Below are 19,596 nucleotides of genomic sequence, written 5' to 3'. Positions count from 1 at the left end.
TTGCTAGGAATTCGCCTGATTCTAGACAAGCGGATAAATTTTGATAGAAAAATTAAATTTATTAAGGGAAAAGGATAAAAATCTTCTCATCCCTTCTAATTTTTTGAGCAAAGGAATATGATTTTCTATTCCTAGATCAATTTCATACTTGAAGGCTAGAGAATTTTTTTTATACCTTCTTAATCTTCAATCCATCAAGATAGGCTTGAGGATTTTCTGGATCAAATTTTGTACCATCGAAAAACTCCTCAATTCCACGGGAGGTACTAGTAGGAATATCTGCTGCAGGAATACCTAACTCCTTTGCTGCTTCTCGCCAGAGGTCTTCACGGTTAACTTTTTTAATTAAGTCTTTGGCTGTGGCTAAGGTTTCCTTAGGTAAGAAGCCCCAACGCACACTCTCAGTTAAAAACCACAAATCATGACTTTGGTATGGGTAGGAAACATTGCCCTTTGCATCCTTCCAATAGAGAACTGCCAAACTTTTATCATCAATCTTCCGACCATCACCCATGTCATACTTGCCGACAATGGTCTGTTCAAGAACATCCTTAGGAATGTTGTAATACTCTCTAACGGAAACAATATCCACCAGTTCTTTGCGATTATCAAAGTTATCACACCATTGTTGTGCCTCCATAACTGCCTTTAACATTGCCTTCGTCGCTATAGGATTTTTATCTACCCAATCTGCCCGCAGTGCTAAATACTCTTCAGGATGGTCTTTCCAAATTTCCGCAGTCAGCGCAGAGATAAACCCAATTTTGTCTCTTACTAGGCGGTATGACCAAGGATCTCCTGTGCTAAAAGCGTCCATAGTACCCGATTTCAAATTAGCAACAGTTTGGGCGGTGGGTACGGTGAGTAATTCAACTTCATTATCGGGATTAACTCCATTTGCAGCAAGCCAGTAGCGAATCCAAAATTCTTGATTAGCTTTGGGGAAAGTATAGGCAGCCTTAAATTTACTTCCTCCAGACTTCAATTTATCGAAAAATGATTTATCTACCTTCAGTCCAACATTTTGACCTTTGTGTTTCCCAGCGATCGCAATACCATTCCCTTGGGTATTTAATTGCAGCAAAACATACATGGGAACTTTTTGGTTACCTGTGATAATACCTTCGGAAATCAAGTAGGGCATAGGCATTTGCCACTGACCACCATCAATTCCCCCTGCTGCTGCGCCAATTTTGACGTTGTCTCTGGCAGCACCCCAGTTCGCTTGTTTGGAGAGTTCTACATCCGGCAACCCATACTTAGCAAAAAATCCTTTCTCTTTGGCGATAATTAGAGGTGCAGCTTCCACAATTGGTATATAACCAAGCTTTACTTTAGTAACTTCAGGTTTTTGTCCAGTAGCAGTAGTTGTTGCCGTTGGAGCGGCATTGGGGGAAGTGGCTGTGGGGGTATCGCTAGGAGGATTGCCAGTACATCCTTTAAGTAATACTGCTCCTACAGCTGTTGCTCCCGCTTTAGCTAAGAATCTCCGACGTGAAGAGTTAAGATTAAAATCAGACATAGATTATCTCCTTTAATAATTTAGAAATGACATGGGATTAATATCTAATTTTTATAGTCAAACCAAAACCAAGCTGCCTTTTGCGAAGTGTCTGCGTCCTCAATAATTGACACAGAATTCCTTAGGCACCTTCAAGTTTTATCAATAAAAAACTAAGTTACGAAGACTTAGCAGTTGAAAATTGATGACAAATAATTCTTTGCTGTTGCTATCTTAAAGTGAAACTCAAATAGAGTAAAATCTATTCTTTTTATGATAAACATCGACTGACATCTATATTATCTTTTGCTGATATATTGTGATTTTCAGTTTAGAAGTATCACTAAAGTTGCTTAATTACTCAGAAGCTTTTTGGGTCATTAGTAATCCAGCATCAATTATGTCTTCAGGTCTAGTTAAAGGGCAGCCAATCACAATCTCATTAGTTCTAGGAAATTTACTTAACCAATTTTCAAAGGTCTTAAAATTAAAACTGCGGGGGTCAATGCGTGAATGAGATCGATCTACTTTTCTATGGGTGGTAATCCGTTCTAAGGAAACATTTGTTTTAGCAACTAACCAACCTAAGGATTGGTACTGAGCTTTTGTGTAGCCCCTATGGGTAAGCTCATCATCCAAACCATCCTCAGGGGTTTCAAGGGAAATATGATAGGCAAAATTATTAACTGAACTAGAGTACTTAACATTTGTCTTTACGGTTTCTTTTCCCAATGGACTCACAAAAACCGAATTACCTGCCCCAAATGCGCGTTTATCAGGTGGGACAAAATAAATTATAGTTCCGTCTAGGGCTATTAAGGTGTGATAGCTAGCTTGATAATCTTCGTCAGTTTCAAAGGCTTGAAAGTAGTTAATAACGGTGTTTGCAGGTGCAACTGTTTCATGGAGAACAATAATCGGCGGGTAGTTAGCAGGCTTACCTGATACATCTTTGAGATAGCGATCGCCATAGTTAGAAGCGGCTGCTAAAGCAATAATTTCTCTAGGGCTATAGGTAATTGATGGAGGTTGGGTAGAAATAGCTTCTGAAATGGGTGTTACTCTCCGAAATCGCTCTAAGGTAATTGGCGTGGAAGTCAGTTTTGCTGCTAGGGATGGATTAGTTGGGGGTTTAGTTTTACAACCTATGGTCGGGGCAGATTGGTTAAGTTCTGATAAAAAATAAATATCCTGAAGGTTATTTGTCGATGGGAAGAAATTAATTTTTTTAGGACTAATGCGTTGACTAATTAATTTTGGAGAGCCTAAACGAACTTTTGTAAACTCGGCATCAGCCATTGGCGTGATATTAGCTGGTTTGGCAAGGAGCATTAATATCAGTAATGTCAAAAAGAAGATGGCGATCGCTACTAATTGTTTCTGTTGCATTCGCTATTGGCGAGGTTAAATTTGAGGTTAGAATTGAAATAATTCTATAAGGATACTCGAAAGTAATTGGATGTTATATACACCAAAAATGCAAAAGCCACAAAAATCTAAAAGCAAAAACTAAATTTAAGCTAGTCCATAGGGACGTGGATAAGGCTTGAGGAGTTTAGTGGTGCGATAGACATGAAATATCTGCACAATTTGCCCACCCCGCTTAATTGGAATATCTCCCAGTGGAGTAATGCTCTCAAAGTAGCCATCATATTTAGAAATTGGTTCTTCAAATAGTTCCAAAGCTATATACAATCCGTCTTGACCTACCCATTGAGATGTAGATTCCCAAAAGGCAAACCCGCGTAAATCTTGATCAAAGCAGGTAATTGGTGCCTTTGTAATTGGCGCGATCGCCATGCCCAACTGCCCTGATACAAAAAAGTTATTACTAAAAATGTACTTAGACTTTGCTAACTCTGCCTTTAGGCTGGGGGAGTCGATAAATGCCTGACGCACTTGCTTTACATCAATTAACTGGGTAGAGGCATCATCTTTGGCTGCCCAAAATCCTCCAAAAATCGCACCATCCCCCCCTTTTTGGACTAAGCCATTAGCCACATGGGATAAAGCCAAGGTTAAAATAATCATCACCGTTACCCCCGAACCCCATAGCCAATTTCGTACTAGTTTGGGATTACGGTCTTGGGCGATCGCTGCCTGCTGTCCCAAGATTAAAGTCGCCCCAAAAAATCCGGGCATGTGCCAACTGGGTAAAATCTGGCGATACCCACCCATCAGGGTAAAAATTAAAAATACAGGTAAAGATACTGCCAAAATTAATAATTGTTTCTGTTGATCTAGGCTGAGTCTAAGGTTAAAAATTCGATACTTGGAAGTACTTAATATTTGTCCCAAGACCTTAAAATTTGTCCACCAAATCGCAAACCCAAAGGTGGGAAACAAATACCCTACTCCAGCTAGAAAAGTAACTAATAAATTATCTAATCGGTAGCTAACCTCAGGAATAGCACGGGTGCTTTGGAATAAAAACGAGACCCATTGATGCTGAGAATTCCAAATTACTACGGGCGAAATTACTGCTAGGAATAGACATAAACCCCATAAACTCCAGATTGAAACCAGAGCCCTACGGTGCATAGGACTAAATAGACAAAATCCAACTAAGCCAAAGCCTAAAAGTAAAGCATGATATTTACCCAAAAATGCTAATCCAATTAATGCCCCCAACCCTGATAACTTGGCACTAGGTTGATATGTATCCTCAGAATTAAAAAATTCACAGGCAGCCACATAAATCGAAGCAGCCCAAAAAAACATTAACGGACTATCGGGCAGAATTAGGGTACCGAAGCCGACTTGAAAAAATGGAATTGAGGTAGCGATCGCTAGGGTTAAAGTGGCAGTTTTTACGGAAAATAATTTGGCACTAGTGAGATAAATAAATATCAAAGTCCCTGTATATAAAACCAAAGCCCCCAAACGAATCGTTAACTGCGAAACCTCTCCCGTCAGCCATACCCCAAAACCTGTAACGAAAGCAACTAAAGGTGGATGATCAAAATAGGAAAGATTGGGATAAAGAGTGTAGTTATAGTAATAAGCTTCGTCAAAACCAGGTGGTAGAAAATTTGCAATTACTAGCCTAGTTAGCAATCCCCAAATAATGATAGCGATCGCCCATTTATTCACCAACCTATCATTAACCATCAAAACCTCTAATAAAATCCAATAAAAAAGCCCAATAAAAAAGAGGGTACCGATCAAAGCCGTTACACTCTCCCTGAAAATGGTTGCTTAGTCAAGTTTATTAATCAAGTTCTATGTATTTTTTTTACCCGTCTTCCGTTCTAAAACTTCCTTCAAGACTAGAGTTACCAATGCCAACAATCCCAAAACCAAGGATGCGGCAAATGCTTCTTGGGATTGATAGTTCTTGTACGCTTCTTCCACATATAAAGGCAAAGTTTGAGTTAAGCCCGCCAAGTTCCCTGACACCACAGAAACTGCCCCAAATTCACCCATCGCCCTAGCATTAGTCAGCAGTAGCCCATAAAGTAAGCCCCACCGAATATTCGGAATTGTAACCCGCCAGAAAATTTGCCAATCTGTAGCACCTAAAACCCTAGCAGCCTCTTCTTCAGATGTTCCCACTTCTTCTAGTACAGGAATGACTTCACGGGCAACAAAGGGCATAGTAACAACAATTGTAGCAATTACTATCCCCGGAGTGGAAAAGATAATTTTGAGATTATTCTGCTCTAAAAACGGACCAAGCCAGCCATTTCTACCGTAAAGCAGGACAATCATTAAGCCCACAACTACTGGTGAAATCGAAAACGGTAAATCAATAATACTAATGAGTAATGTTCTCCCCCAAAACTGATTACGGGCAATCACCCAAGCGGCACATAGACCAAAGACTGTATTCAAAGGCAAAACAATCCCCGCAATTAAAACCGTTAACTGGAGCGCACTAATAAAGTCATCGATCTTTAAAGCTTCTAAAAATGGCTCTACTCCTTTCTCAAAGGCGGCGTAAACTACATTCGCCACAGGAAAGAATAAAACTAGTCCCAAATACAAAAGCGAAATTGTAATTAAAACTGTTTTAACCCAAAATTCAGTACCAAGACCTTTTTTCTTTATTTTTGCTGCCTTTGGTGCGTCAGTGACCATACCTTTGTCCCCACTTTTGTAAGAAATTGATAATTAAAATCAAGATTAGAGAAATGATCAACATCACCATGCCAATAATCGTGGCACCAACATAGTCGTATTCCTCTAACCTTTGAAAGATTAAAACAGGAGCAATTAAATCTTCAAAGGGAATATTCGAGGCAATAATGACGATGGAACCAAACTCTCCTACCGCCCGCGAGAAACCTAGGACTATACCTGTTAAAATTGGCGGAATTAAAGGCGGGAAAATTACTTTATAAAAAGTCTGCCATTGGGTTGCACCTAAGCACCATGCCACTTCTTCTATATCCTTTTCCATTTCCAGCAGAACTGGCTGTAAAGTCCTAACTACAAACGGTAAAGCAATAAATAGCATGGCAATAAATACCCCTATGCGGGTAAAGGCAATTTTAATGCCCAATGGTTCAAAAATTGCACCAATCCAGCCCGTGGGACTATAAACCGTAGCCAAACTGATACCCGCAACAGCAGTTGGGAGGGCAAAGGGTAAATCTACTGCGGCATCAATAATTTTTTTACCAGGAAAATTATAGCGAACTAATACCCATGCTACCAAAGTGCCAAATATGCCGCCAATGGTACCCGCCCAGAGTGCCGTGACAAAAGTAACATTGTAGGCAGAGAGAGCAACATCTGAGGTGGCAATCCGCCAGATTTCCTCTGGAGTTGTGGTAACAGATTTTGCCAGTAAAGCCGAAATTGGAATTAAAAGAATAACTACTAGGTATACCCATGTCACAATCCATGCGTAGGGCGGTTTAAACTTAACCTTTTTGGGCTTACCTGCATTATTCCCTTGATTTAACTCTTGATTTATATTTTTAGTTAATGAACTCATTACCAGCCCTCGTCAATATTATTATTTTTGCCATCCCATATTTCTAAGCCCAGATCATTGAGATAAATCAAGGCGTTGTGAATTTGCTCTTGGGTTCCCTGTAAATCTAATTTGAACCAACCATCGTCTTTAGTGTTTTCTCCCAAGATTGCCGCAGTTATATTAACCGTTAAGCCAAATTCAGAAATCAAGCGAGAAATTACTGGTTCTTGATGGTAATCTCCCGCAATCTTTAAAGTAATAAAGGCTGTGGTTGTTCTTTTATCTTGAATGTAATCAGCTTCTAGCATTGTCATTCTCCATAAACTATGGGTTAAGCCATTAATACAGACCGATTACCAACCGATTAACAAAAATGGGGCTTCAACACCCCAACGTAACTACCCTATTTACGAGCATCTTTTTGAATTTGGTCGAAGATGGCACCATCGGTAAAGAACTTAGAGTTAGCTGCACTCCAGCCCCCAAATTCGTTAATTGTATAGAGCTTCTCAATTTTGCGATACTTGCTGGCAAATTCCTTTGCCACTTCAGGATTTACAGACCTAAAGCCTGTTTTGGCGAATTCTCGTTGTGCTTCTGGAGTAAAGAGATATGCAGCAAATGCCTCAGCAACCTTACGAGTGCCGTGCTTATCAACATATTTATCAACCACTGCCACAGGGGTATCAATGGAGATATTTACAGGAGGGAGGGCAAAAGTACTTGCCTTACCTTCAGCCGCAGCTAAAATTAGCTCATTTTCATAGTTAAGTAATACGTCACCCTGTCTTTGCTTAATAAATACATCTGTCGCTTCACGGGCGTCTTTGGGGAGAACAGGTACATTTTTGAAGACCTTAGTTACATAATCTTTTGCTTGCGCTTCCGTTCCACCAGTTTCAGTTACCGATCCCCATAAAGCTACGAAGTTCCATCTAGCTACACCAGAGGTTTTAGGATTAGCAGTAATAACTTTAATTCCGGGTTTTGCTAGGTCTGCCCATGTTTTAATATTTTTAGGGTTCGCGGGTCTAGTAGCTAGAACTACGGCTGACTTTGTGACGATCGAGTTATTGGGTAATCTTTTTTCCCAGCCTGCCTTTAGTAATCCTGCAATTTGGAGCCTATTGGTGTCAACGGCAAGGGCAAAGTTAGTTACATCCGCTTCTAAGCCATCAACGACTGCACGGGCTTGAGACCCTGATCCACCATAGCTTTCTCTAACTTTTACAGTTTCACCTGTTTCTTTTTTCCACTTTTCTACAAATTTAGGAATAATTTTGCCATAGGCAGTTTTGGTTACAGCATAGCTAACTAGGGTAATTTCCTTAGTTGATTGACTGGCTGCTGGCTGAGGCGCAATTAAATTACTCAGTCCCAAGGTTGAGGCTAGACTAAGAGCTAAAAGTGAAACGAAAATTCGAGATTTTTTGAATCGAGACAGATTTTGGAAAAATTTAGAAGCTTGTTGAAAAGTGTGGCTGAAAGGCGATCGCTGGACGTATTTGGTCATGGATTTAATTTTTAAAAAACAACGGTAATTATATGTATAAACCGTAGTTCCACGATCTCATATTTAAAGTTAAATTGCAATAGTTTATGGCTCTATTTAAACTCCTCAAACAACTCCTCAAACAACTCCTTAAACTCGTAGTTTCAAGCTTAGTTGGCGATCAAGAAATCTCTGTACAGTCTTTTATGGATAGTACGGGATACCTTGGTCGTAAAATTGGCTGTAAATTAATTTTTCTAAAGATATTTATGAAGTGGAAATACTTCTGCGTAAACGATTTTAGAGATTAGTGAAGAATAGTTAAATATAGCCGCAATCCCAGTCTTGGCAAACTAGGCTAAAGATTAGATACAAAGTCGTGTGTATATATCTTTCAATTATCTTTACTAAAATTATCTTCACTAAATATGAAACTAGCCTATTGGATGTATGCAGGTCCTGCCCATATTGGTACTTTACGGGTTGCTACTTCATTTAAGAATGTCCAAGCAATTATGCACGCCCCCATTGGAGATGATTATTTTAATGTCATGCGCTCAATGCTAGAGCGATCGCGGGATTTTACACCTGTGACAACTAGTGTGGTCGATCGCCATGTACTGGCAAGGGGTTCAGGGGAGAAAGTTATAGATAATATTGTGCGTAAAGATGTGGAGGGTAGTCCTGATTTAATTATTCTGACTCCGACTTGTACCTCTAGTATTTTGCAGGAGGACTTGCATAACTTTGTCGAGCAGGCACAGATGAGTGCTAAGTGTGATGTGATGTTGGCGGATGTAAATCACTATCGAGTTAATGAACTCCAAGCAGGCGATCGCACCCTAGAACAAGTTGTTAAGTTCTACATTGAAAAAGCTCGCAAAAAAGGGGAACTGCCCACAGCTAAAACCTCGAAACCATCGGTCAATATTTTAGGTATTTCCACCTTAGGATTTCATAATCACCATGACTGCACCGAACTAAAGCGGTTAATGGCGGATTTGGGCATAGAGGTCAACCTAGTTATTCCTGAAGGGGCATCAGTCCATGACTTAAAAAAATTGCCTCAAGCCTGGTTTAATTTAGTCCCTTACCGTGAATTAGGGGGAATGGCTGCCAAGTATTTAGAGTTAGAATTTGGTACGCCCTGCGTGGATATTACGCCGATGGGTGTGGTCGAAACTGCCCGTTGCATTCGCAAAATTCAAGAGGTATTGAATGCCCAAGGAGCAGATGTTGATTACGAAGAGTTCATTAACGAGCAGACTTTATACGTTTCCGAGGCGGCTTGGTTCTCCCGTTCTATTGATTGTCAAAACCTGACAGGCAAAAAAGCTGTAGTGTTTGGGGACTCTACCCATGCGGCGGCGATGACCAAAATTTTAGTACGAGAAATGGGTATTAATGTGGTTTGGGCTGGCACCTATTGTAAATATGATGAGGAATGGTTCCGCAAAGAAGTCAGTGAATATTGCGAGGAAGTTTTAATTACTGAGGATCATGGACTGATTGGCGATGCGATCGCCCGTGTGGAACCGTCAGCTATTTTTGGTACCCAGATGGAACGTCATGTTGGTAAACGCTTAAATATTCCCTGTGGTGTAATTGCCGCACCGATTCACGTTCAGAACTTTCCCATTGGCTATAAACCGTTTTTAGGCTACGAAGGCACCAATCAAGTGTGTGATTTAGTGTATAACTCCTTCACTTTAGGCATGGAAGATCACCTATTAGAGATTTTTGGGGGTCACGATACCAAAGAAGTTATCACTAAAGGAATTTCCGCAGGTGCTGATATGAACTGGAGCAAAGAAGCAAAGGCAACTCTGCAACAAATTCCTGGGTTTGTACGGGGTAAGGTCAAACGGAATACGGAGAAATTTGCCCGCGATCGCCAAGTCAGTGAAATTACCTTGGAAGTATTTTATGCGGCTAAGGAATCAGTCGGAGCTTAAAGGTTGCTCTCCCTTACTAATCAGTTTGATCTTGGGTAAAGGAGAGAAGAATATTAAGCCATCACCATACCACCGTCCACATTAAATACCTGTCCAGTAATGTAAGCGGCAGCAGGATCGGCAGCTAGGAACCTCACCACCCCTGCCACTTCTTCAGGAGTACCATAGCGAGCGAGGGGAATATAACTTAAAATTCCTTCTGCCTCTAGTCCTGCGGTCATATCTGTGGTGATAAATCCGGGGGCAACGGCATTAACGGTAATACTGCGGGAAGCTAGTTCCTTCGCCACGGTTTTAGTAAAGCCGATCACTCCTGCTTTAGCAGCACTGTAATTTGCCTGTCCGGGGTTACCCATTTGTCCCGCTACCGAGGCAATGTTAATAATACGTCCCGATTTTTGTTTAAGCATAATCTTTGAGACTCGTTGGGTACATAAAAATACCCCTGTCAGGTTGAGGTCAATTACAGCTTGCCATTCCTCTAGTTTCATGCGTAAAAGCAGTGTATCTTTAGTGATTCCCGCATTATTAACTAAAATATCAACCCTCCCCCAAGTGTCCATTGCTGATTTAATTAGGGCATCTACCTGCTCTGGTTTAGATACGTCTCCTGCTTGGGCGATCGCCTCTCCGCCTTGATCTTGAATTGCTTGAACTAATGCCACCGCCGCCGTAGCCGAACTAGCATAATTAATTACTACCTTTGCTCCTTCCTGTGCCAGAGCTTGGGCGATCGCTTTACCAATTCCCCGTGATGCCCCCGTCACAATCGCAACTTTTCCGACTAAATTACCCATATATTAAATTGTGAAATAAATTTTTGAAATATTGAGAATACTAGACTACACCAGAATCTGTACCTCTTAACTGGCGTTAGATATTTGCCTAGGTACAAACACAGACCTATGTACTAGTGCGCTGCGTGGTAAAACTCTTGTCACTTCTTCAACGGTTGTAACTCCCCTAATCACCTTATCAATGGCAGCGAGGCGAAAGGAATCAAAATCAATTTCACTTAAATACCGATTCATTTGGGTAATATTGCCTTCATAGATAATTCGACGTACATGATCATTCACATCCAATAATTCCACCACGGCTTCCCGTCCCAAATATCCCGATCCTAAACATTTTTCACAGCCTTTACCCTTACGCCAGTTGCTGCCAATATCACTTCTACTAAGCGTTAAAGCCATGAGTTCCGTATCAGAAGGGATATGAGGTTGAGCGCAGTGGGGACAAACCTTACGCACTAGACGCTGTGCCACTATACCTAACAAAGCATCACTAATTAAGCCGGGGTCTGGTCCTAAGTCCTTAAGGCGAGGAATGGCACTGGCAGCATCATTGGTGTGCATGGTACTAAGTACTAGGTGTCCTGTCAAAGCTGCTCTAATCACAGTTTCTGCCGTTTCAGGGTCTCTGACTTCGCCCACCATGACAATATCAGGGTCTTGTCGCAAAATCGCCCTTAATCCTGCCGCAAAGGTCATCCCTGCCAGCTCATGTACTTGGGTTTGGGTAATATTAGGCAGGATATATTCTACGGGGTCTTCGACTGTGACCACATTGACATGCTCAGTGGCAATCATTTGCAGGCTGGTATAAAGGGTACTAGTTTTACCTGAGCCAGTGGGTCCCGTCATAATAATTAACCCCTGGGGCTGTTGTAACCAAGTGCTATAGGTTTGTAAAGCTCTGGGCGTAAATCCTAAACCTTGAATATTTCCTGTAAATGGATTCCGCCTTGGTAATAATCTAATTACGACTTTTTCGCCATTAACACAGGGCAAGGTGCTAACGCGCATATCTAAATTGGCACTTTCGGTATTTTCCTCGGTGTAGCTTCTGCCAATGCGCCCGTCTTGGGGTCTGCGACTTTCGGCAATATCCATGTTACACATCACTTTAAGGGCAACAATAATACGGCGGCTGACCTCTAGGGGTAGGGTTTTAATATCCCGCAAAATACCATCAATCCGACAGCGAAATCTCAAACCTTCTTCCGTTGGCTCAAGGTGAATATCACTGGCACGGTGCTGCATTGCCACAGAAATTAGGGCGTTAATGCGGCGAGTTTGGTTGGCGGCTTGGGATAGGTAAAGGTCGGTAACTTCACGAATATCAACTTCTTCAGTTTCCCCTGTTAAGGGATTGATTAAACGATTGGAAGTAATATTTTTGGGATCGGGGAGATTTTGGGTACGAAACCATGCCCTATAGCTTTCGGAGGCGATCGGGATGATTTTGATAGCCGTAAGGGTGCGATCGCTAATTTTTTTAAGAATGTCATCACTAATTTCCACGGGGCTGCCCAAGTAAAAGCAACTCTGCCACAGCAGCAAAGGCACTACCGGAGGAAGAGAGTTCCGATCTTCAAATTTCTGAAAGAAGCGATGATTTAGCTCTGCATCCAAGCCATTTATATTTAATCTGCCCGATGGATCAACCAAAAGCCTAAGTGCTTCGTCACAGGAAAATAGGTGATTGCACCTGAGTTGTTTCCAAACTGATTGCTCCGATGGTAGTGGATGGGAAGAGGACATGGGCTAAGGTTCGTAAAATTTCTAAAATTAAAAAATCTAGGTTAGACGATCTAAAGTACGGTACTGGATTGCTTCAGCCACATGGGCGGGTGTGAGTAACTCCGAGGCTTCTAAGTCAGCAATGGTGCGAGATACTTTCAAAATGCGATCGCTGGCACGGGCAGATAAGCCTAATTTCCGAATTGCCGCTTCGATTAAATTTTTACAGGCGGTATCTAGTTTGCACCAAGTCCGAATATGCCGACTTTGCATTTGGGCATTGCAGTTAATATTTTGTTCGTTTTTGTATCTTTGTTGTTGGATAGATCTGGCTTTTTGCACACGCGATCGCACCGAAGCCGAATTTTCACCTTCACTAAAACTGGTAATTTCCTCAGGCTTAAGACGACTGACAATGACTTGAAGGTCAATCCGATCCATTAAAGGTCCAGATAGCTTTGCCCAGTATTGTTCCCGTTGTTTAGAGGTGCAGGTACATTGCTGGATAGAATCGCCGTAATAACCGCAGGCGCAGGGATTAGTAGATGCGATTAGCGTAAATCTCGCCGGGAAGGTTACCGACTGACGGGTACGAGAGATACTCACAAAGCCATCTTCTAAGGGCTGGCGCAGAAACTCAAGCACGTCCCGTTTAAATTCGGTTAGTTCATCCATGAACAAGATACCATTACTAGCCAAAGAAATTTCCCCCGGTTTAGGAAAACTCCCCCCTCCAACTAAAGCGGGACCAGAGGCGGAATGATGGGGACTCCTAAATGGGCGATCGCTCACTAATCCTCTTCCTTTTAATAATCCCGCTACAGAATAAACTTGGGTAGTTTCTAAAGCTTCTTTAAAACTCATAGGTGGCAAAATACTAGGCAATCTGCGTGCCAAGAGGGTTTTCCCCGATCCCGGTGGACCAACAAAGACTAGATTATGTCCTCCTGAGGCGGCAATCTCTAAGGCACGGCGAGCATGTTGCTGTCCCTTGACATCTTTTAAGTCTAGTTGAAATTCAGAGGGTGCTACATCTTCACCAAACCTGATATTGCTTTGTACAGGAGCATAGTTTTGCGGATGGGATAAAAAGTCAGCCACTTCCCTTAAATTGCTTAACCCATAGACATTTAACCCTTGGACAACGGCGGCTTCTTGGGCATTTTCTAGGGGGACAATCAAGCCTTTCATACCCATTTTTAAGGCTGAAGCAGCGATCGGAAGTACACCCGCAACACCCCGCAAATTACCATCGAGGGAAACTTCACCTAAGAATAAATGATCTGATAGTAGTTGTGGATCGATCTGTTCGGAAGCGGCAAGGATACCGATCCCTATAGGTAAATCAAAGCTGGGTCCCTCTTTCCTTAAATCCGCAGGGGTAAGATTAATCACTACCTTACGCATGGGGAAGGCATAGCCAGAATTTTTTAAGGCAGCTTTGACCCGTTCCCGTGATTCTTGGATGGCAGTATCAGGTAAGCCCACAACTACAACTGTGGGTAAACCGCCCGCCACATCAACTTCTACCCCTACTTGTACTGCCTCAATTCCAAGGATAGAAGCACTCCAAACCCTAGCTAACACTTAGTTGCTCCGAAATTGTGCCAGTGAAAACTCGTTCGGCTGTGCCTGTCATAAAAATATGATTTGTGGTTGTATCCCAATGAATTTGCAAATCCCCACCTGGTAAATTGACTGTACATACGCGATCGCATTTTCCATTTAAAACACCCGCCACCACAGACGCACAAGCACCAGTACCACAGGCTAGAGTTGCCCCTGCTCCCCGTTCCCATACTCGCATTTTGATATAGCTAGAACTGACAACTTCAATAAATTCCGTATTCGTGCGTTTAGGAAATACTGGATGATGTTCAAATTTAATACCTAGTTCTGCTAAAGGTATGCGATCGGCATCAGCTACAAAGGTTATACAATGGGGATTACCCATACTTACCGTCGTCACATTCCAGATTTGCCCATCAATTTCTAGGGGCTGATTAATTACTTTTTGATCTCTATCAGCTAAAGTTGTGGGAATTTCCTGTGCCAATAATCTCGGCTCACCCATATCCACGGTAACTTGTCCATCGGCATTAAGCTTCACCACCATTAAACCTGCTCCCGTTTGCAGAAAATATTGATTCTCTATGGTGGGAATCTCTAAATCCTGCATAAATTTAGCGAGGCAACGAATGCCATTACCACACATCTCAGGTTCAGAGCCATCGGAGTTATATATCCGCATTCTATAGCTATCTTGAGCACCATCAGACAACAGAAAAATTACGCCATCTGCGCCAATCCCAAAGTGGCGATCGCAATATTTAATAGCCAACTGTGGTGATAAATAGGGTTCTTTACTACTGCAATTATCAATCAGAATAAAATCATTACCAAGTCCATGATATTTACTAAAAGCAATAGTTTGAGATGTCATAGCTGTCGATATGTAAGAAATAGAAGAATTAGAAAGAACCTAATAAGCTAGAAAATGTCTATGCTGCAATTTTAACCTGAACTTAATCGCTTTGATTTAGACTTTTAGTTAGCTATGAATTGTCCCGTCGGGCATAGTTGCACCTTTCATTATTGCCCCCGCTAAATTCGCACTACTAAGCTCGGCTTTAGTTAAGATGGCATCGGTTAAATCCGCACCAAAGAGATTTGTTCTTGCCAAGTAAGCCTCGGTCAGATTTGCTTCAATTAAGTTAGCCCGTTGCAAATTAACCCGACTAAAATCACTACGAGAAAGCTTTGCCGTCATTAAGTTGACATTCACCATGTTTGCCCTAGTGAGCTTAGTATCGGGCATAATTACCCCCATAAGATTGGCATCTTCCATTTGCACATCCGTGAGGTTAGCTCTTTCAATCTTGGCATTTGTTAAATTAACACCTGTTAAGTTTGCTCCTGTCAAATTCGCTTCCGTTAAAAAACAGCCCTTCATAATTGCCTTGGTTAAATCAGCCCCAGATAAATTAACTCCCGTAAAAGTTGCCTCAGTCAAATTTGCTGATCGCAAGTCTGCCCCCGATAAATCAGCCCCCGTAAAGTTTGCCCCCCGTAAATCAGCTTTATGTAAACAGGCACCGGTCAAGTTTGCTGATCGCTTTAATTCTTTGCGTAAATTGGCACCTCGCAGACAGGCTCCAGCTAGATTGGCTCCCCGCAGACTAATATCCCGCATATCCGCATCAATCAGATTTGCATCCAAAAAATTAGCTAAAGCGGCATTGGCATTAACCATAGTGGCACCCGCCAAACTTGCTCCATGCAAATCCGCATCACTGAGATTAGATTCACTTAGATGCGCCTGATTGAGATTGGCACCACCTAATTTTGCCCCCACTAAAATTGCCGATCGCAAATTAGTACGAGTCAAATAAGCAAATACTAAACTAGCACTATGGAGATTAGCTTTGGATAGGTTCACCCCAATTAAGTCTGCCCCAGATAAATTAGCACCCCGCAGATTAATTTCGGCAAAGTTTACTTCACCGGCGGTATATCGTTTCAGTAGCTCATCAGGATTCATGGTTAAACTCCAATTCCTAATTTTTTATAGACAGTGAGCATAGCATTCATAATTACACTAACCGCCTGCTCATATTCATCCACATCTCGAAATTGTCGGGCTGTATTTTTAAGTTGAATTTCTAGTGTTTCTGAACTTTTAAAGGCATAAAACAAATCCCGAAGTAAGTCATCAAGCTCATAGGTTCTAATTGCCGAGACACTTTCATTAGTTGATTCCGCCACTTCATTATTTAAGGCAGAAAATATCAATATTTTGGCACGGAGGGGACTGAGGTATTTAATAATCTCCAAACGTAAATCAAATAACTCCAGATCAGCAATCTCTGCATCAATTGATTGTTCAGTTTTATTTTCCGTCTTAGAAATGGCACTTTTGTCTGCTTGATCTAGGTTTTGATTTAGGTTAAAGCTGATCGCATGAACTGGCTCAATTAGCGGAGTAAAGTCAGCGTAATCAGCATTTGTTGATACCGTAGCAGTTGTTGGGGTTAAAGTTGGACTTAAAGATAAAGAGCGGGCGGGGAAAATCGCACTCAAGTCATCAATTACCACATCGACAATATCTGAGTATTCGGGTTTACGAATTACGGCGATCGCCTGTTTCATCCTCGGTCTGAGAGTTTCCAAACTTGGGTATAGCCCTTGGAGTTTTTGAATGGCAGCTTTTAGAGTTAATTCTTCAGTAGAAAAGCTAGGTAAGTCACACCTGCATAAATAAAATATTAGTCTTTTGATTCGGGTTGTGTCCTTGTCCACATCTTCCCAAGACTGGATTACCTCATCATAAATATCTTGAGGCTCGGATTGATAACGGGCGTACAGTTTATTAATTGCTTGGATAATAGTTTTGCCAATTACCCCATACTCACTATCAACGGTTTGAGTAACATCAGTAATTAAAGCAATTAGTGATTTTAATTGGGCAAGGGTTGCTAGTGGTTCAATTAATTCTTGAACTAATCCCTTCAGGTTTAACTTTTCCAGTTTTAGTTGATCACTTTCCCATTTATTTAGGCAAATATATAAAAGTAATCGCTTGATTTCTAAAATATTATGATTGCTTTCTAAGGAATTAACGACTTGATCAAATAAATACCAATCGGGTTCAATAAACTTGTTACTAAATTCATCATTAATTGGGATAGAGTCAATATCAATAGCATAGGAAGGGGTAATAACTGGTAGTGAACTTGTAAAACCTTTGGGAATAACCTGATAAATTTTTTGCAGGTATCGTTCTCCTACATAGTTAATGATTAGCTCCATCACCTTATTGACTTGGTGATAAATACTTTCAGAGATATGAATCGTTCCCCAATTGGCATCTAGTTGAATTTGATTAGCGATCGTGATTCCATTACCACCAACCTTGCCCCCATCAGCAACTAAATCCCCTTGATGAATCCCAATGGAATGTCCCAGTACATCACGGGACTGCATAGTACTAGCTGCCGTAATGAGAGTTTTTTGAATGGATAATGCACACTTTAATGCTTCTACGGCATTACTAAAATTGGCAATCACCCCCAACTCCGTAGATTGTAGAACCTGTCCTTCGTAATAGGCACATTGTTCCTTCATAAAATTAAGGTCACGTTCCATTAGGCTCACAGTCCATTGGCGATCTGTTTGCAGTCTGGGTTCTAGATCAACTGCACCACTAATCATGATTACAGCTAGAGCATTATGAGATTGTCGTGGTAGCACTTGGTTATTCATGAATCAAGCCGGACTATACCAACCTAGTTGAAATTAAAACTATTTTAGATAGATTTGGGTGCAGATGGAAATAAAGATGTCCTAACCCAGCCAATGTGCCATGATTTGATGTCATAACTGGTAAAGTGCGCTAGCGTTTGTTCTAAATCGTCAGGATCGATCACCACAGCCATGCCGATCCCCATGTTAAAGGTGTCAAACATATCCGCTTGATTAACCTGTCCTTGTTCTGCTAACCACTGAAAAATCTGAGGAATTTCCCAACTTTGGGGCAGAATTTCCATTACCTGTCCTTGCCCAAGGCATCGAGGTAGATTTTCAGGAATCCCACCACCAGTAATATGTGCTAGTCCATGAATTTTCAGAGAGGATTTTAGAGCGGAAAGAACAGGCTTAACATAAATTTGAGTGGGAGTTAGGCAAATTTCTCCGAGGGTTTGATCTACTAAATCTCCATCTTTATCTAAATTTTTGAAAGGGCGATCGCTCCAATTAAACCCTTTATCCGCAATAATTTTTCTGACTAAACTAAAGCCATTACTATGTAAACCACTACTGGCTAAACCAACAATGGCATCACCGTCTTTGACCTGAGTACCATTAAGTAACAGTGACTTTTCCACAACTCCCACGGCAAATCCAGCGAGATCATATTCACCTGCCCCATAGAATCCGGGCATCTCTGCCGTTTCCCCCCCGAGCAAGCCACAACCAGCACTTTGACAACCCAAGGAAATCCCTTTAATCACTTCGGTTAGTTGTTCGGGTTTGAGTTTCCCTGTGGCAATATAGTCCAGAAAAAATAGTGGCTCTGCTCCAGAGGTCAAAATATCATTTACACACATGGCAACTAGGTCTATACCTACGGTATCGTGGCGATCGCAGGCTTGGGCAATTTTAAGCTTAGTACCAACTCCATCTGTACCAGAGACTAAAACTGGTTGCTGATAACCGCTAGGCAATTCAAATAAACCGCCAAAACCGCCTAAATCCCCTAACATGCCGGGGCGACGAGTTTGCGACACTAAATCACGAATGCCTTCAACAAAGTTGCGCCCAACTTGAATATCTACACCTGACTCACGATAATCCACTAGTTTCCTAACTCTTTAGCACGTTGTGCTGCTGCAATGACAGCTTCAATTATGCCCGATCGCACGCCCGATTTTTCTAATTGTCTAATTCCCGCGATTGTCGTTCCCCCCGGACTAGTAACTTGATCCTTAAGCTGGGCAGGATGAATACTAGTTTCTTTAAGCATTTGACTGGTTCCTAGCACAGTTTGAATTGCTAATTGCATGGCGATCGCCCTTGGTAAACCCGCCGCTACACCACCATCTGCCAATGCTTCAGTAATTAAAGACACATAGGCTGGACCAGAGCCAGATAAACCCGTTACCGCATCTAATAAAGATTCAGGGACTTCGATCACTTCCCCAACCACTCTAAAAATTTTTTCGGCAACTAATTTCTGAGATGCCTCTACTAACTTACCCAAAGCGATCGCTGTAATGCCAACCCCAATCTGAGCAGGAGTATTTGGCATTGCCCTAATCACAGATTTACCAATAAAAGCCGCTTCTAACTGACTTAGCCCTATGCCTGCCATAATTGATATGATCAAACTTGCCTGATTTAAGGCTAAATTTGGGGCGGTGACAGCGAAAATTTGGGGCTTAATCGCCAATATTAAAACATCGATATTTTGACTTTGATCTTGGCTCTGATCAGAAACAGAAACCCCATACTTAGTTTGAAGGTAATCTCTACGCTGAGCTTGTGGTTCGGTAATCCAAATATTTTGGGGGTTATAGACTTTTTTAGCGATTAGGCAACTGGCGATCGCCTCCCCCATGACTCCACCGCCAATAATGCCAATTTGATTTAACAACTAGTTAATTTGTAGGTTTGCAGGTAATTTGCTTATATCTAATTTT

Annotated in this window: 17 protein-coding genes; 2 read left to right on the top strand and 15 right to left on the bottom strand. The window is 41.6% G+C overall.

The window, feature by feature from the left end; translation table 11 throughout:
- Positions 1-169: 169 nt before the first annotated feature.
- The 7 genes from SYN7502_RS01185 to SYN7502_RS01155 form a co-directional block, all read right to left on the bottom strand.
- A complete protein-coding gene (locus SYN7502_RS01185; protein ID WP_015167069.1) occupies positions 170-1,522 on the bottom strand; it encodes a CmpA/NrtA family ABC transporter substrate-binding protein in 1,353 nt (450 codons plus the stop codon).
- Between the two features lie 336 nt (positions 1,523-1,858).
- Positions 1,859-2,890, bottom strand: a complete 1,032-nt coding sequence (locus tag SYN7502_RS01180) for a peptidoglycan recognition protein family protein (RefSeq protein ID WP_015167068.1) — start codon at positions 2,888-2,890, stop codon at positions 1,859-1,861.
- A gap of 126 nt (positions 2,891-3,016) precedes the next feature.
- On the bottom strand, positions 3,017-4,612 hold the full coding sequence (locus SYN7502_RS01175) for an ArnT family glycosyltransferase (RefSeq protein WP_015167067.1): 1,596 nt from the start codon (positions 4,610-4,612) through the stop codon (positions 3,017-3,019).
- Positions 4,613-4,723: 111 nt separating this feature from the next.
- Entirely contained in the window at positions 4,724-5,581 is an 858-nt protein-coding gene (gene cysW / locus SYN7502_RS01170; RefSeq protein ID WP_015167066.1) for a sulfate ABC transporter permease subunit CysW, read from the bottom strand.
- Positions 5,571-6,443 (bottom strand): sulfate ABC transporter permease subunit CysT, encoded by an 873-nt coding sequence (gene cysT, locus SYN7502_RS01165; protein ID WP_015167065.1) that lies wholly within the window; start codon positions 6,441-6,443, stop codon positions 5,571-5,573. The genes cysW and cysT overlap by 11 nt, the downstream gene beginning before the upstream one ends.
- Positions 6,443-6,733: an NIL domain-containing protein gene (locus tag SYN7502_RS01160; protein ID WP_015167064.1), complete on the bottom strand. Its 291-nt coding sequence runs from the start codon at positions 6,731-6,733 to the stop codon at positions 6,443-6,445. Before SYN7502_RS01160 ends, cysT begins: the two co-directional genes overlap by 1 nt.
- A 95-nt stretch (positions 6,734-6,828) precedes the next feature.
- On the bottom strand, positions 6,829-7,938 hold the full coding sequence (locus SYN7502_RS01155; RefSeq protein WP_015167063.1) for a sulfate ABC transporter substrate-binding protein: 1,110 nt from the start codon (positions 7,936-7,938) through the stop codon (positions 6,829-6,831).
- 86 nt (positions 7,939-8,024) lie between these two features.
- Between SYN7502_RS01155 and SYN7502_RS01150 the strand changes: the two genes are divergently transcribed.
- Together SYN7502_RS01150 and bchB are read left to right on the top strand one after the other, a co-directional pair.
- A complete protein-coding gene (locus SYN7502_RS01150; protein WP_015167062.1) occupies positions 8,025-8,228 on the top strand; it encodes a hypothetical protein in 204 nt (67 codons plus the stop codon).
- Between the two features lie 117 nt (positions 8,229-8,345).
- On the top strand, positions 8,346-9,872 hold the full coding sequence (gene bchB / locus SYN7502_RS01145) for a ferredoxin:protochlorophyllide reductase (ATP-dependent) subunit B (protein ID WP_015167061.1): 1,527 nt from the start codon (positions 8,346-8,348) through the stop codon (positions 9,870-9,872).
- Between the two features lie 53 nt (positions 9,873-9,925).
- Here bchB and fabG read toward each other — a convergent pair whose 3' ends face one another.
- The 8 genes from fabG to proC form a co-directional block, all read right to left on the bottom strand.
- Positions 9,926-10,669 (bottom strand): 3-oxoacyl-[acyl-carrier-protein] reductase, encoded by a 744-nt coding sequence (gene fabG, locus SYN7502_RS01140; protein WP_015167060.1) that lies wholly within the window; start codon positions 10,667-10,669, stop codon positions 9,926-9,928.
- 66 nt (positions 10,670-10,735) lie between these two features.
- The gene (locus tag SYN7502_RS01135; RefSeq protein WP_015167059.1) at positions 10,736-12,418 is read right to left on the bottom strand and encodes a GspE/PulE family protein; all 1,683 of its coding nucleotides are present in this window, start codon (positions 12,416-12,418) and stop codon (positions 10,736-10,738) included.
- Positions 12,419-12,454: 36 nt separating this feature from the next.
- Positions 12,455-13,984: a YifB family Mg chelatase-like AAA ATPase gene (locus SYN7502_RS01130; RefSeq protein ID WP_015167058.1), complete on the bottom strand. Its 1,530-nt coding sequence runs from the start codon at positions 13,982-13,984 to the stop codon at positions 12,455-12,457.
- The gene (gene dapF, locus SYN7502_RS01125; protein ID WP_015167057.1) at positions 13,974-14,840 is read right to left on the bottom strand and encodes a diaminopimelate epimerase; all 867 of its coding nucleotides are present in this window, start codon (positions 14,838-14,840) and stop codon (positions 13,974-13,976) included. Before dapF ends, SYN7502_RS01130 begins: the two co-directional genes overlap by 11 nt.
- 108 nt (positions 14,841-14,948) lie before the next feature.
- Positions 14,949-15,938, bottom strand: coding sequence for a pentapeptide repeat-containing protein (locus SYN7502_RS01120; protein ID WP_015167056.1), 990 nt, complete (start codon positions 15,936-15,938; stop codon positions 14,949-14,951).
- 2 nt (positions 15,939-15,940) lie between these two features.
- Positions 15,941-17,659, bottom strand: a complete 1,719-nt coding sequence (locus tag SYN7502_RS01115; protein ID WP_015167055.1) for a nucleotidyl cyclase domain-containing protein — start codon at positions 17,657-17,659, stop codon at positions 15,941-15,943.
- Between the two features lie 44 nt (positions 17,660-17,703).
- A complete protein-coding gene (gene purM, locus SYN7502_RS01110) occupies positions 17,704-18,753 on the bottom strand; it encodes a phosphoribosylformylglycinamidine cyclo-ligase (RefSeq protein ID WP_015167054.1) in 1,050 nt (349 codons plus the stop codon).
- Positions 18,753-19,550 carry a pyrroline-5-carboxylate reductase gene (gene proC / locus SYN7502_RS01105; RefSeq protein ID WP_015167053.1) on the bottom strand — a complete coding sequence of 266 codons (798 nt, stop codon included), beginning with the start codon at positions 19,548-19,550 and terminating at the stop codon, positions 18,753-18,755. Before proC ends, purM begins: the two co-directional genes overlap by 1 nt.
- Positions 19,551-19,596: the final 46 nt, after the last annotated feature.

The organism is Synechococcus sp. PCC 7502, assembly GCF_000317085.1.
Classification (GTDB): domain Bacteria; phylum Cyanobacteriota; class Cyanobacteriia; order Pseudanabaenales; family Pseudanabaenaceae; genus PCC-7502.
Note: the sequence above shows the minus strand (reverse complement) of the source record. Positions and strands in the feature narration are given on the sequence as shown.